Here is a 13,616-nt window from a genome sequence, read left to right on the forward strand (position 1 = left end):
TATGAATCTAGATGCAATAAAACAAGTTTACTTGATCGGAATAGGGGGAATAGGCATGAGCGGTCTTGCGCGCTATTTTAAGCATTTGGGCTGTGAAGTGAATGGATATGATCGTACAGAAACTGAATTGACTAAAACCTTAGTCAATGAAGGTATTGCTATTTCATATCAAGATGATGTCAATACGATTGATGCTATTTTCCATGCTCCTACAGCCGAGACATTAGTCATTTTTACTCCGGCAATTCCTAAAGATTCAAAGATTAAAGCTTTTTTTGAATCTCAGGGACACATACTTTATAAGAGATCTCAAGTTTTAGGGATCATTAGTGAGAGTAGATTTACAGTGGCGGTTGCCGGTACACACGGTAAAACGACAACTTCTACAATGGTGGCACATGTATTGAAAGATTCGGGTTATGACTGCTCGGCCTTTTTGGGTGGAATCAGCTCTAACTATGGTACTAATGTGCTTTATGGTAATAATAATACAGTTGTGGTTGAGGCAGATGAATTTGATCGTTCATTTTTGACGCTTCACCCCAATATAGCAATAGTAACTTCTTCTGATGCTGATCATCTGGACATTTATGGCGATCGGAGCCATTTGCTTGAATCGTTCCAATTGTTCTTGGATAAAGTTGTTGAAGGAGGTACACGTATTATAAAAAAAGGCCTCGAGTTTAAGGGGCAAATCAGTTATTCGGGCCATGAAATCGCTGATGCATATGCTTCCAATGTGCATGTACGTGATGGAGAGTTCTTTTTTGATTACCAAGATACCAATGGACGGATAGAAGATATCCATCTGGGGATTCCTGGTATCCACAATGTTGAAAACGCGGTAGCAGCGATTGCGGTAGCACGCTTACTTGGGATTGCAGACGAAGCTATCAAGAAAGCATTGACGACATTTAAAGGCGTGAAAAGAAGGTTTGAATATATTGTCCGTCGGCCTGGAGCGGTGTATATTGATGACTATGCACACCATCCAGAAGAGCTGCGCGCGTTTTTGACTTCCATGCGGAAATTGTATCCTACGAAAAAGTTAAATGTGGTCTTTCAACCGCACTTATTCACGCGTACGCGGGATTTTGTAGACGGTTTTGCAGAGGTGTTGTCCATGGCAGACAATCTGCTGTTAATGGAAATCTATCCGGCTCGGGAGCTTCCAATTGAAGGGATAAATTCGAGTTGGTTATTGGATAAAATTACAGCAGCGGAAAAGCAGATTGTGACACCAGAAGAGGTCTTGGAATTTGCACGCAATGATAAGCCAGAGCTGATCGTAACAGTTGGGGCAGGTGATATTGATAAATTGGTTAAACCGTTACAGGCAATTTTAGAGCATGCTTAAAAAATTACGTAACATACAATGGAATCGTGTCCTCTACTTTACACTATTTTTTATCGGTGTAATTGTTGTCGTCGTGATTATGACTATTGTGGGAAAACGTGATGAGCAGCAGCTTTGTAAAGATATTAAGATTGTCATAGAAGGTACAGAAGCCTTTATTGATCAAGGCGATATCTCTAAGTTAATAGAACAAAACTATGGTAGTTTCGTGGGGAAGAAAGTCAATGGAATCCCCTTTCAGAAGGTTGAAAAGACCTTGCGTAAATTACCCTATGTTGCGGATGCCAGTATACATGCAGATATGGATGGTACGATCAGAATTAACATTAGTCAGCGCGAGGCTGTCATGCGGGTCATCAACAAAAATGGAAAGGAATTTTATGTGGATCCCAAAGGATTGAAAATACCGACAACATTGAAGTATATACCTCACATTATGGTCGCTACAGGTAACATCGCGGAAGGATATAATGAAGCACTGGATACCATATCAACACCTTTAGTTAAGGATTTGGTGAAGGTTGTGGAGTTTATCAAAAACGACGAATTATGGAGTAATCAGGTGGTGCAGATATATGTGAATTCGGATAAGGATATTGAACTTGTGCCTCGTATAGGGACACAGCAATTGATTGTTGGATCTGCAGATTCATTGGAACAAAAATTTGAATTATTAAAGACCTTTTATACGCAGATCATGCCAAAGGTAGGTATAAATGCTTATGGTGTTGTCAACGTGAAATATGGAGGTCAGATCATCTGCGAAAAACGTGGAAACTGGAGTTTTTCGGATGATCAAACAAAAAAAGTAGCAAATAATACATTATAGTAATACAGCAACAATACAGGAAATTATGAACTCAAAGGCAGCAGAAATTGAAAGAGAAAACCCAATTATCGTGGGACTCGATATTGGTACTACCAAAATTTGTGTTACGGTTGGGAGACGTAGCTCAGGAAACAAAATTGAATTATTAGGTGTGGGGAAAGCTGACTCTGCCGGTGTAAGCCGTGGAGTAGTTGCTAATATCCAGAAAACTGTGGGAAGTATTTTAGAGGCTGTTGAGATAGCCGAAGCACAGTCCAATGTGGATATTAAAGTGGTGAATGTGGGAATTGCTGGCCAACACATCAAAAGTATTCAACACCGTGGAATATTTACCAAAACTGATGGTGATGATGAAATCATTCGACGCGATATCGAACGATTGATTTCGGATATGTATAAACTGGTACTGCCTCCAGGAGAAGAAATTATACATGTTTTACCACAGGAATTTACGGTAGATAACGAACCGGGTATTCGCGAACCAATCGGTATGGCAGGGCGTCGTATTGAAGCAAATTTCCACATTATATCGGGACGTGTAACAGATATTAAGAACATCAAAAAATGTATTGATAATTCCAATTTGGAAGTTGCTGAATTGATTCTCGAACCTTTAGCGTCTTCCGAAGCTGTATTGGATGAAGACGAAAAAAATGCTGGTGTTGTATTAGTCGATATCGGTGGTGGAACCACTGATGTTGCCATCTTCCATGAAGGGATTATTCGTCACACGGCTGTGATTCCTTTAGGCGGTAATATCGTAACAGAAGATATCCGTCAAGGCTGTTCTGTTTTGCGTTCCCAGGCCGAATTGTTGAAAACTCGCTTTGGATCAGCGTTAGCTGATGAAAACAAAGAAAATGAGGTGATTTGTGTGCCAGGATTAAAAGGTCGCGAGCCAAAAGAAATTTCCGTTAAAAACTTAGCTTATATTATTCAAGCTAGAATGGAAGAAATTATTGAGCATGTGTATTATGAAATCAAATCTTCTGGATATGAAAATAAACTGATCGGTGGTATTGTTATTACCGGCGGTGGCGCTCAATTGAAACATCTGGTACAACTTGTTGAATATATTACTGGAATTGATTGTCGTATCGGATTTCCGAACGAATACCTTTCTAAGAATGAGGTTTTACCAAAGCCGTTATTTGAAGAATTGAAAAGTCCATTGTACGCAACAAGTATTGGTTTGTTGATTAAAGGAATTCAATCCCATGAGGAAGAGGAGGATAGCCGTAGAGAAATGCACGCCCCATCTAAAAAAGTGCATGCAACTACGGTAACGACAAAAGAGGTTTCCGAACAACAACAGAAAGAGCAAGGATTGTTGTCATGGTTCAAGCGTTTTATTAAAGACGGTAATGAAATCGATGATGCAAGTTTTTTAGATAAGAAGTAAGTTTTCCACAATAGTTGAAGTTTTCCACAATTTCACAAATGTGGAAAACTTTTGTTGAAATTATATTATTATTACATTACATATGGTGGGTTTGATTCGTTTTGATATCATCTTCATTGTAAGTTAAATAGGGATAAGTTATGTCAATACAGTTTGAAATGTTAAAAGAACAATCTTCAATAATCAAGGTTATTGGGGTTGGTGGTGGTGGCGGCAATGCCGTAAACCACATGTATAAACAAGGAATTAGTGGGGTAGATTTTATCGTGTGTAATACTGATGCGCAGGCATTGGAATTGAGCCCGATCCCAAATAAAGTTCAATTGGGGATAAGTCTGACCGAAGGTATGGGAGCAGGAGCAGATCCTGATGTAGGTGAAAATTCAGCTATCGAAAGTATTGAAGATATTAAACGTATGTTGGGTACCAATACTAAGATGTTGTTTATTACAGCTGGTATGGGCGGTGGTACTGGTACTGGTGCTAGCCCGGTATTGGCGAAAGCTGCCAAAGAATTGGGAATTTTAACTGTTGCGATTGTAACTACGCCCTTTACGTTTGAAGGTAAACGCCGTCGTTCACAGGCGGAAGAAGGTTTATCTGAGTTACGTAAATATGTAGATTCTTATCTTGTGATTTCAAACGACCGCCTTCGTGAGATCTTTGGTAATTTGACGATGACTGCGGCTTTTGCAAAAGCAGATGATATATTGACTACCGCGGCAAAAGGTATCGCCGAAATTATAACTATCCCTGGTTATGTAAACGTCGATTTTAAAGATGTTCGCACGGTTATGAATGATAGTGGTGTGGCCATCATGGGGAATGCTGTTGCCGAAGGTGAAGATCGTGCATTACGTGCAGTGGAAGGTGCCTTAGCTTCGCCATTGCTGAAAGACAATGAGATTGAAGGTGCTCGCTATATTTTATTGAACATTACTTCTGGAACGAAAGAAGTAACTATGGATGAGGTTGCGATCATTACGGATTACATTCAGGAAAAAGCTGGTTTGTCAGCTGATTTAATCTGGGGTAACTGTATTGATGAGAACTTTGAAGACGAATTGTCAGTAACAATTATTGCCACTGGTTTTCAAACATCTGAAGAACGTGATAAAGAACGTGAAAATACAAAGGTGTCTATGCCCTTAACCGCTGAACCGGCTAATTCTTTTATCAAACCTGTTTCTCAGGTAGCACCTAGAGAAGTTCCAGCTACGAATAGTTTCGTAACTCCGGTTCAACGTGTGGATACACCAGCACCTTCTACAAATACTTCAACTCCAAATAATTTGCAATCTGACTTGTTCACTTCACCAAGAAATGCGGTACAACAACAAGTAGCTGTTGAGGAACCTCAAGTGATACGTCATGATTTAGGTTTTGATGGTGGTTATGAAGAAGAAACTTCATTTGGAGATAGTGATTTTCAATTGAAAACTTCACCATCAGTGTTTCAATTCCAGATGCCAACAGTTTTTGATTCTTACACAGCTCCTTCTGCATCGGCATATGAAGAGAAACCTACCTTTTCGTCAAGTACAACAAATGAACAGGTAGAGGTTCCTCAGGTGGAAGAAGAACAGGTTTCATTTGAAGATCAGCTGGTCCGTACTAAAGAACGCATCTTACGTCTTAAGGAATTGAGTATGAAACTAAAATCTTCTAATGGTCTACATGAGTTAGAGAATGAGCCCGCTTATAAGAGAAAACAAATGTCATTGGAAGATACACCACATTCTTCGCAGTCTCAGGTATCGCGTTTTACACTTTCTTTTGAAGATGGAAATACTGAAATCAGACCGAACAATTCTTTTCTACATGATAATGTAGATTAGTAGATTCGCTATAAAATAACAAAAAGCCATCCGATCGGATGGCTTTTTTAGTATCTTTAAATACCGATATAAGACAACTATATAAGCTATGACTACAAAATTAAATAACCCTGTATGGGTGATGAGTTCTGCATTTGATAAATTATCCTTACCAGAGTTGATTCAGACAACCAAGAGAATTGGAGCCGGTGGTATAGACCTCTGTGTCTTTAGAAAAGATGGTACCCGTGAAGATCACACCGCAACACATTTGGATTATGATGATTTTACTCCTGCAAAAGCAACCGAAATAATTGAGCTATTCAATCAGGCTGACTTAAAACTTTCGCTTGGTGCTTTTGAAAATATGATTGGTGGAGATCCCGAACAACGCGTAAAGAATCAAAATCATTTATTAAAACTGATCCGTATAGCACATTTGCTTGGTGGTGATGCAAATAACGTTAAGGTAGGGACATTTGTGGGGTACAACCATGAATTGGGCAATCAAATTGATGGATTTCAGAAAAACCTTGAAGAATACAAACGTGTATTTGCCCCTATCGTGAATTATGCAGAGAGTTTAGGTGTAACTATCCTTTACGAGAACTGCCCAATGGAAGGCTGGCGTTCATCACGTTATAGCTCTACGTATAACAATCTTCCTGCCGTGCTAGCTGCTCGTAAATTAATGTATGCGATGATACCAAGCAAAGCTCATGGCGAAATCTATGATCCTTCACATGATGTCTGGCAAAATACAAATCCTATTGAGGTAATCCGCAATACGGATATTGCACGACTACAACGTATACATGTGAAGACTACGCGTAATCTACAGACTGCTGCACGTATTGATTGGGGCGGGATGTATCCAATGCAGCATGTTGATGCCCAATTGGCTGAAAAAGCCAATGTAAGTATACCAGGCCACGACTGGGATAGACATCATTACGAAGCCATGTTGCCGGGTTTTGGTGGATCTGACAGTATGGATTGGCGAGGCTTTGTTGACTTATTGCAAGAACGTGGTTTCAGCGGGCCTTTTGAAATTGAAAATGAAGCTAAGAATTCGAAAGATACAGGCGATTTTTCTGCAACGGTTCAAGGCTTTACTACCTGCCTCAACTTTTTAGCACCAATGCTATGGGATCTAGAAGCAGAAGTGGGCTACTCTTATAAGAAATCTCAACCTTTAAAAGACTTGAATGTAAAAGATATTCCAGTCGTTACGATGGCTGACTTAAGTTAATCGTATAAAAAAAACACTCCAACAAAATTGTTAATTGTTGGAGTGTATTCTGAAAAGTTCGATCAGTTCAGGAATATTAGAAACATTGAGCTTTTCGAAGATTCTACTTTTATAGGTACTCACTGTTGAAGGACTTAATTCCAATAAGCTAGATACTTCAATAATGCCAAGTCCCTTTATCAATTGCTTCGCAACATCCACCTCTCTATTTGACAAACGTGCCAAGGGGTTCAGTTTCGTCAGTTCAGACTTGCTCTGCGTCAATTTCTGAATATATAGATCCTGTACGTTGCTGGACATATACTTTCCTCTATCCTGAATAGCCAAAATAGCATTGGAAAGTTCAGCCATTGCTGTTGTTTTGTTTAGATAGCCAACTGCTCCGGCTTCGATATAACGTAAAGCATAGAGGGACTCGTCGTAAGACGAGAAAATCAAAATTTTGATGCTTGGTCGAATTTGGAGGATTTCCTCAACAACGCGTATATTATTTCCTCCCGGCATGTTAATGTCCAATAATAATAGGTCGAAATCCTCTACCTTTATTTTTTCAAGAACCTCGTCGAAGGTTTCAGCTTGGAATATTTCTGCTTTTTGAAGAGTTTCTTTAATAATAACGGAGGCTCCTAGTCGTACAATGCCGTGGTCGTCTGCTATAAGAATCTTTTTCATAGATATGCTATCTGATGCTGGGCTTTAATTACCGTATGAAATAAAGTACTAACAATATACAATATATCTTGATATTTTACTAGTTAACGCGCAAATATAAGAAATTAAGTTAATAAAAATTAGCTGACTGCAGGCTGCACGAGTTTTTTATAACTAGGACATAAACTAAAAAATATAGGACAATATGAGTTTAACGATAAAAAATTAGCATATTTTAATTAGATTTATGTGACAATTACTAGTTTTGTCATAATTTATGGACTAAAAAATTTAAATATGGGATTTTTAAAAGAGTTTAAAGAGTTTGCAATGCGCGGCAGCGTGGTAGATCTGGCTGTCGGTGTTGTTATCGGTGGTGCTTTTGGTAAAATTGTTACCTCTTTGGTGGACGATATTATCATGCCTCCTATTGGTTATTTAACAGGTGGAGTTGATTTTTCATCCAAAAAATTAATCTTGAAAGCAGCCGATGAAGCAGCAAAGCAGGCTGAGGTATCTATTAATTATGGTAACTTTATCAATGTAGTTATCCAATTTCTAATTGTGGCATTCTGTATTTTTTGTGTTATCAAAGCTTTAAATTCATTAAAACGTAAGGAGGAAGCAGCTCCGGCAGCACCTCCGGCACCAACAAAAGAAGAAACGCTGTTGACTGAAATCAGAGATATTCTGAAAAATAAATAGTGTAAAGTATATCCTTCATTTATAAAAAACAGAGTAGCCAAACTGCTCTGTTTTTTATTTTGTAGTCAATAGAAAATTGTTTTTTAAAGCTGTAGCTGAATAAATTAGCTTGCTCGTTTCACATTAACTTTAAATGTTCGTAATATTGTTTGTTTTTGTCTAAAATAAACTTTACTTTTGCATTCCTCTTGGGGAGTTTTGTATTAATTGAAGTAAGAACAAATTAGCATAATAGCGTCATGAAAAGAACATTTCAGCCATCGCAAAGAAAAAGAAGAAACAAACACGGTTTTAGAGAGCGTATGAGCTCTGCAAACGGTAGAAGAGTATTAGCTTCACGTAGAGCTAAAGGTAGAAAACGTCTTACAGTGTCTGACGAATACCGTCACAAAGGTTAATCTTTGACAAGGATCGGTGGCCGCTTATAAGAACTTTTTCTAATAAGATAAAGTCATCGTATGAAAAATACATTTACAAAAGAAGAACGGTTATGTGCGAAAAGGCGTATTGATGCGCTCTTTAAAAGCGGTTCTTCTTTTGTTTTGTATCCGTTTAGAGTTGTTTTTATTTTCGAGAACAACCATATAGCTGACGATATTCCCGCCAGTCAGTCTATCATTTCCGTATCCAAACGTAGGTTTAAAAGAGCAGTTGACCGCAATTCAATTAAGCGAATGATGCGCGAGAGTTACCGTACGCAAAAATCGAATGATTTGATTCCATTTTTGTTGAAACATAATGTAACTTTGTATTTGGCTATTCAATATGTAGGTAAGCAGATCTTAACGTATGATGTGTTTAATGCCGCAATGAATAAAATGCTGAAAAAATTGCAGGATGAATGTGCTGAAGCTTATTTGGAAAAAGGGGATTCAACCCCTGTTTAGTTTTATTTTCTTGGCTATTATTCGGTTTTACCAAGTTTTCATTTCACCATTTTTGGGTGCTAATTGTAGATACACGCCGACCTGTTCTCAATATGGGAGGGAGGCTATTCTGAAATATGGACCTTTTAAAGGTGGCTGGATGGCTTTAAAACGAATTGCACGCTGCAACCCCTGGGGTGGGCATGGACATGATCCTGTGCCATGATTTCAATAATGACGATGAATAATTTAATTTTACAAATTGATACTTCAACCACGATTTGCTCGGTTGCCCTAAGTGAAAATGGTGAAACGCTAGCGGTTATCGATTTCGATGAACCCAATGCCCATGCCGCTAAATTGACCATTTTGATTGCGGAAATCCTTAAACAGACAAATCGGGCGATGCAGGATTTAAGTGCGGTGGCGGTGAGTATGGGGCCGGGCTCTTATACAGGTTTACGTATAGGGGTGTCGACGGCTAAAGGTCTTTGTTATGCGTTGGATATACCTTTGATTGCTATCAACACGTTGGAAGCGTTATTTTTAGGGTATAAAGAGCAGTTTGGTTTAAATGAGCAGGAAGCTTATTTACCCATGCTTGACGCCCGTCGTATGGAGGTATATACGGCTGTTTATGACCATAATGCTGCCCTAGTGAAAGCAACCTCAGCAGAAATAATCGATGTGGATTATTTCAATGAATTGTTGTCAAGCTATAACCGTGTTCATCTATTTGGTTCGGGAGCCGATAAATTTGAAGATTTGTTTAGCTCAACAGATCGTGTGGATATCCTGAGGAGCTTTCAGGTTTCCGCTGCCTTTTTGTCGCAGCTGGCATTTGATAAATTTCAGAAAAAACAGTTTGAGGATGTTGCTTATTTCGAGCCATTCTATCTCAAGGATTTTGTGGTTACCACAGCAAAGAAAAAGGTTGGCTTATTATAGCCAACCTTTTCTTTTGAACCACAAATAAATGGCCAGGGATATCGCTACCATGATCCCCATGGCAACCGGATATCCATAATACCATTCGAGTTCGGGCATATTCTTAAAGTTCATGCCATAAATTCCCGCAACAAAAGTGATTGGCATAAAAAATACCGAGAAAATTGTGAGGATGCGCATGATCTCATTCGTGTGATTAGACGAAATATTAAAGTATACATTGAGCAGTTGCGCTACATTCTCTGATAAGTTTTCGTATAAGGTCGATGTACGGACCTGAAGATCTTTTAAATCCCGTGTGTATACATCCTTTTTCGACGATGAATGAAAATGCTCGACAACCTCTCTGTAGAGAAAGATCACCTTTCGTGCAACATCAATCTGTCTTTTGATAAAATAGAGGTTTTTCAATACTGGCTGCTGCTTCATCCGTTTCAGAAATATCAATTCCTCGTATGCATCGATCCGTGTTGAAAGTTGTTCCAAGGTTTGACTGAAGGTGAATACTGCCGCTGTCGTGATAAATACAGCTAGTTTACGGCTATTTTTTGTTTTGATGGATGTGAATTCAATGTTCTTAAGCTTTTCTAAGAATTCGATTCTACGTTTGTGCACTGTAATGACAAAATCGTTTCCATAGAAGATGGTCAAGCGGTCAGTAATCTCGCCGATGCTATCTGAATTTTCTTTGAAATTGTCTGACATGACACGAAGGATAACGAATGTATAGTTCTCAAATTCTTCGATTTTAGGTAGATGCTCAGGTTCTTTGGAGTCCTTGATAGAAGCTTCATTTAAATTGTAGCGCTCTTTGATGAAGGTGAAATCTTCTGAGGTCGGTTCAGAGATATCTATCCATTCGTAGTTTGCGATTTCTTTTTCAACAATCGTTCTGACCATAAATCTAATTTTTCCAAGGACAAGATAAGAAAGAAAATAAAAAAAGCCATCAACTCCGTTGATGGCTTTTCTGAATTTTTATGATCTTCTATTTGTTTGAAGTTTTATATTCTTCATTTAGTTGTTTGATTACCTCGTTGGTAATTTCCAAAGAAGGATCAGCATATAATACGGTAGGGTTGGTTTTTGAATAAGTCAATACCAACTTGTAACCATTTTCTGCGGCATGTTTTTTCAGGAATTCAGTAATTTTATTATAAACATTGTTGAATTCTTCGGACTCATCTTTTGCAATTGAGGAAGAAGCTGTCTGGTCTAAACGCGCAAGCTCATCTTGTTTACGTGCTAGCTTCTGTTCAGTAGCTTGTCTATCTGCAGCAGACATAGTGGCTGCATTTTTTTGATATTCGGCAACTTCACGTTGGAAAGCCGTGCTTTTTGATTGCAGATCTGCTTGTGCTTTTTTAACCTTGTTTTCAAGCTTTGATTTAATATCCTTAAAATATTGGTATTTTTCTGATAGTGAATCCGAGTTTAAATAGACGATTTTATCTTTGCTACTTCCCTGACTCTCTTTGCTTACTGCATTGGAATCATTTTTAGCAGGTTCGCTTGATGTTTTCGCACCTTGGTTACATGATGCAATTGTTCCAACCAATAAAAGGCCAAAGGAAACTTTCGATACAATTGAAAATATAGTGTTCATTTTTTTGTTATTTGCAAATTATTACTGAAAACAAACCTAACATAAAAAAATCGAAATTCTAGTTTTTAGTAATAAAAAAGTAAAATTACAGGACCAGTTGTCAATTCAGAATATCGGTTCAATACTTGTTCACGGACTTGATAAATCGGCCAAAATTTCGTATTTTTGAATATTACATTTAAGAGGTTTTCAATGAGCGAAGAAAATAAAAATGCATCCACCTATTCGGCCGATAATATTCAGGTATTAGAGGGTTTAGAGGCGGTTCGTAAGCGTCCATCCATGTATATCGGTGACACCGGTGTAAAAGGATTACACCACTTGGTATACGAGGTAGTTGACAATTCAATCGATGAAGCTGTAGCAGGATATTGTACCGATATCTTTGTTACTATCCATAAAGATAATTCGATTTCTGTCCGCGATAACGGTCGGGGTATTCCTACAGGAATCAACAAAAAGGAAAATAAATCAGCCTTGGAACTTGTAATGACTGTATTGCATGCCGGGGGTAAATTTGATAAAGATACCTATAAGGTTTCTGGCGGTCTGCATGGTGTTGGGGTTTCCTGTGTGAACGCCTTGTCTACCCTTTTGAAAGCTGAAGTTCATCGCGATGGAAAGATATTTCAACAAGAGTACCAGATTGGTAAGCCCTTGTATGATGTGAAAGAAGTTGGTGTTTCGGATAAGACTGGTACTATTGTAACATTCCATCCGGATGCAACGATTTTTACGCAGACTACTGTCTATAATTACGATACCTTAGCAAATCGTCTTCGTGAGCTTGCGTTTTTAAATAAAGGTGTGAGCTTGACTTTGAATGATGAGCGCGAAACCAATGAAGATGGCTCTGAAAAGAAAGAAACGTTCTATTCTGAAGGTGGTCTTAAAGAGTTTGTGAAATTTTTAGATGGTAACCGTCAGTCGTTGATTCCTGAGCCTATTTATGTTGAAGGTGTAAAACAGGGTATTCCTGTCGAACTGGCTTTACAATATAACGATACTTATTCAGAAAATGTTCATTCGTATGTGAACAACATCAATACGATTGAAGGTGGTTCACATGTGGCGGGTTTCCGTCGTGGTTTGACCCGTACATTGAAAGCTTATGCGGATAAGTCAGGTTTGCTTAAAAACTTAAAAGTAGAAATTACGGGTGATGACTTCCGTGAGGGATTGACTGCTGTTATTTCGGTAAAAGTCGCAGAACCTCAGTTTGAAGGTCAAACGAAAACAAAATTAGGAAACTCTGAGGTAATGGGTGCAGTGGATGTTGCCGTAGGCGAGATCTTGGGCGTTTATCTGGAAGAGAATCCTCGCGAAGCAAAATCTATCGTTCAAAAGGTTGTAATCGCAGCTCAGGCGCGTGCTGCTGCACGTAAAGCCCGTGATTTGGTGCAGCGTAAAACCGTCATGGGCGGTTCCGGACTTCCAGGTAAATTGGCCGATTGTCAAGATAATGATCCTACAAAATGTGAAATCTATTTTGTCGAGGGAGATTCTGCGGGTGGTACTGCTAAGTCTGGTCGTGATAGAAAGCATCAGGCGATCATGCCTTTACGTGGTAAGATCCTTAACGTTGAGAAAGCGATGGAACATAAGATCTACGAAAATGAAGAGATCAAAAACATGTTTACAGCTTTGGGGGTGAGTGTAGGTACGGCCGAAGATGCTAAAGCATTGAATCTTGAGAAATTGCGCTATCACCGTATCATCATCATGACCGATGCCGATGTGGATGGTTCCCACATTACAACATTGATCTTGACATTCTATTTCAGATATATGAAAGAATTGATTGAAAGAGGATATGTATATATTGCTACACCCCCGCTATACCTGGTGAAAAAAGGAAAAGAACATGAGTATGCTTGGAATGAAGACCAACGTATCAATGCTATTCAGCGTTTGAAAGGATCCGGTAAAGAGGACAGTGTGCACGTACAACGTTACAAAGGACTTGGAGAAATGAACGCAGAACAGTTATGGGATACAACCATGAATCCTGAAACGCGTACATTAAGACAAGTAACGATCGAAAACGCTGCAGAATGTGACCGTATTTTCTCTATGCTAATGGGAGACGAAGTTGCTCCACGTCGTGAATTTATTGAGAAAAATGCACGTTATGCTAAAATTGATATTTAATTGATATTATCATAAAGGAATAAAAAAAGCCT

Annotated in this window: 14 protein-coding genes; 11 read left to right on the plus strand and 3 right to left on the minus strand. The window is 38.7% G+C overall.

What is annotated here, in order from left to right; all coding sequences use genetic code 11:
- Position 1: 1 nt before the first annotated feature.
- The 5 genes from murC to B3C94_RS13520 all read left to right on the plus strand — a co-directional run bounded on the left by murC (position 2) and on the right by B3C94_RS13520 (position 6,657).
- A complete protein-coding gene (murC, locus tag B3C94_RS13500) occupies positions 2 to 1,357 on the plus strand; it encodes a UDP-N-acetylmuramate--L-alanine ligase (protein WP_293904483.1) in 1,356 nt (451 codons plus the stop codon).
- Positions 1,350 to 2,186: a cell division protein FtsQ/DivIB gene (locus B3C94_RS13505; RefSeq protein ID WP_293904485.1), complete on the plus strand. Its 837-nt coding sequence runs from the start codon at positions 1,350 to 1,352 to the stop codon at positions 2,184 to 2,186. The genes murC and B3C94_RS13505 overlap by 8 nt, the downstream gene beginning before the upstream one ends.
- A gap of 25 nt (positions 2,187 to 2,211) precedes the next feature.
- Positions 2,212 to 3,588 carry a cell division protein FtsA gene (gene ftsA / locus B3C94_RS13510; RefSeq protein WP_293904487.1) on the plus strand — a complete coding sequence of 459 codons (1,377 nt, stop codon included), beginning with the start codon at positions 2,212 to 2,214 and terminating at the stop codon, positions 3,586 to 3,588.
- Positions 3,589 to 3,728: 140 nt separating this feature from the next.
- Positions 3,729 to 5,426, plus strand: coding sequence for a cell division protein FtsZ (ftsZ, locus tag B3C94_RS13515; RefSeq protein WP_293904489.1), 1,698 nt, complete (start codon positions 3,729 to 3,731; stop codon positions 5,424 to 5,426).
- A gap of 88 nt (positions 5,427 to 5,514) precedes the next feature.
- Entirely contained in the window at positions 5,515 to 6,657 is a 1,143-nt protein-coding gene (locus B3C94_RS13520) for a sugar phosphate isomerase/epimerase family protein (RefSeq protein ID WP_293904491.1), read from the plus strand.
- Positions 6,658 to 6,687: 30 nt separating this feature from the next.
- On the opposite strand, the gene B3C94_RS13525 is transcribed toward B3C94_RS13520, so the two are convergent.
- Positions 6,688 to 7,329 carry a response regulator transcription factor gene (locus B3C94_RS13525; protein ID WP_120335355.1) on the minus strand — a complete coding sequence of 214 codons (642 nt, stop codon included), beginning with the start codon at positions 7,327 to 7,329 and terminating at the stop codon, positions 6,688 to 6,690.
- Between the two features lie 276 nt (positions 7,330 to 7,605).
- Between B3C94_RS13525 and mscL the strand changes: the two genes are divergently transcribed.
- The 5 genes from mscL to tsaB all read left to right on the plus strand — a co-directional run bounded on the left by mscL (position 7,606) and on the right by tsaB (position 9,827).
- A complete protein-coding gene (mscL, locus tag B3C94_RS13530; RefSeq protein WP_293904494.1) occupies positions 7,606 to 8,013 on the plus strand; it encodes a large-conductance mechanosensitive channel protein MscL in 408 nt (135 codons plus the stop codon).
- Between the two features lie 239 nt (positions 8,014 to 8,252).
- A complete protein-coding gene (gene rpmH / locus B3C94_RS13535) occupies positions 8,253 to 8,411 on the plus strand; it encodes a 50S ribosomal protein L34 (RefSeq protein WP_075991291.1) in 159 nt (52 codons plus the stop codon).
- A 60-nt stretch (positions 8,412 to 8,471) separates the two neighbouring features.
- Positions 8,472 to 8,900, plus strand: a complete 429-nt coding sequence (locus B3C94_RS13540; RefSeq protein WP_293904496.1) for a ribonuclease P protein component — start codon at positions 8,472 to 8,474, stop codon at positions 8,898 to 8,900.
- Entirely contained in the window at positions 8,851 to 9,105 is a 255-nt protein-coding gene (gene yidD / locus B3C94_RS13545; protein WP_293904498.1) for a membrane protein insertion efficiency factor YidD, read from the plus strand. Before B3C94_RS13540 ends, yidD begins: the two co-directional genes overlap by 50 nt.
- 14 nt (positions 9,106 to 9,119) lie before the next feature.
- Positions 9,120 to 9,827, plus strand: a complete 708-nt coding sequence (tsaB, locus tag B3C94_RS13550; protein ID WP_293904500.1) for a tRNA (adenosine(37)-N6)-threonylcarbamoyltransferase complex dimerization subunit type 1 TsaB — start codon at positions 9,120 to 9,122, stop codon at positions 9,825 to 9,827.
- On the opposite strand, the gene B3C94_RS13555 is transcribed toward tsaB, so the two are convergent.
- On the minus strand, positions 9,822 to 10,727 hold the full coding sequence (locus tag B3C94_RS13555; protein WP_293904502.1) for a CorA family divalent cation transporter: 906 nt from the start codon (positions 10,725 to 10,727) through the stop codon (positions 9,822 to 9,824). The genes tsaB and B3C94_RS13555 overlap by 6 nt on opposite strands.
- Positions 10,728 to 10,815: 88 nt before the next feature.
- Entirely contained in the window at positions 10,816 to 11,433 is a 618-nt protein-coding gene (locus B3C94_RS13560; protein WP_293904504.1) for an OmpH family outer membrane protein, read from the minus strand.
- Between the two features lie 192 nt (positions 11,434 to 11,625).
- Here B3C94_RS13560 and gyrB point away from each other — a divergent pair, with 192 nt between their 5' ends.
- Positions 11,626 to 13,584 (plus strand): DNA topoisomerase (ATP-hydrolyzing) subunit B, encoded by a 1,959-nt coding sequence (gene gyrB, locus B3C94_RS13565; protein ID WP_046673982.1) that lies wholly within the window; start codon positions 11,626 to 11,628, stop codon positions 13,582 to 13,584.
- The last annotated feature ends 32 nt before the right edge of the window (positions 13,585 to 13,616 follow it).

The sequence above is a fragment of the Sphingobacterium sp. UBA5670 genome (genome assembly GCF_002420705.1).
Lineage (GTDB): Bacteria > Bacteroidota > Bacteroidia > Sphingobacteriales > Sphingobacteriaceae > Sphingobacterium.

Excerpts from the sequence above, each read along its gene's own strand:
- murC (WP_293904483.1), top strand. The coding sequence starts at position 2 with ATGAATCTAGATGCAATAAAACAAGTTTACTTGATCGGAATAGGGGGA.
- B3C94_RS13505 (WP_293904485.1), top strand. The coding sequence starts at position 1,350 with ATGCTTAAAAAATTACGTAACATACAATGGAATCGTGTCCTCTACTTT.
- ftsA (WP_293904487.1), top strand. The coding sequence starts at position 2,212 with ATGAACTCAAAGGCAGCAGAAATTGAAAGAGAAAACCCAATTATCGTG.
- ftsZ (WP_293904489.1), top strand. The coding sequence starts at position 3,729 with ATGTCAATACAGTTTGAAATGTTAAAAGAACAATCTTCAATAATCAAG.
- B3C94_RS13520 (WP_293904491.1), top strand. The coding sequence starts at position 5,515 with ATGACTACAAAATTAAATAACCCTGTATGGGTGATGAGTTCTGCATTT.
- B3C94_RS13525 (WP_120335355.1), bottom strand. The coding sequence starts at position 7,329 with ATGAAAAAGATTCTTATAGCAGACGACCACGGCATTGTACGACTAGGA.
- mscL (WP_293904494.1), top strand. The coding sequence starts at position 7,606 with ATGGGATTTTTAAAAGAGTTTAAAGAGTTTGCAATGCGCGGCAGCGTG.
- rpmH (WP_075991291.1), top strand. The coding sequence starts at position 8,253 with ATGAAAAGAACATTTCAGCCATCGCAAAGAAAAAGAAGAAACAAACAC.
- B3C94_RS13540 (WP_293904496.1), top strand. The coding sequence starts at position 8,472 with ATGAAAAATACATTTACAAAAGAAGAACGGTTATGTGCGAAAAGGCGT.
- yidD (WP_293904498.1), top strand. The coding sequence starts at position 8,851 with ATGAATGTGCTGAAGCTTATTTGGAAAAAGGGGATTCAACCCCTGTTT.
- tsaB (WP_293904500.1), top strand. The coding sequence starts at position 9,120 with ATGAATAATTTAATTTTACAAATTGATACTTCAACCACGATTTGCTCG.
- B3C94_RS13555 (WP_293904502.1), bottom strand. The coding sequence starts at position 10,727 with ATGGTCAGAACGATTGTTGAAAAAGAAATCGCAAACTACGAATGGATA.
- B3C94_RS13560 (WP_293904504.1), bottom strand. The coding sequence starts at position 11,433 with ATGAACACTATATTTTCAATTGTATCGAAAGTTTCCTTTGGCCTTTTA.
- gyrB (WP_046673982.1), top strand. The coding sequence starts at position 11,626 with ATGAGCGAAGAAAATAAAAATGCATCCACCTATTCGGCCGATAATATT.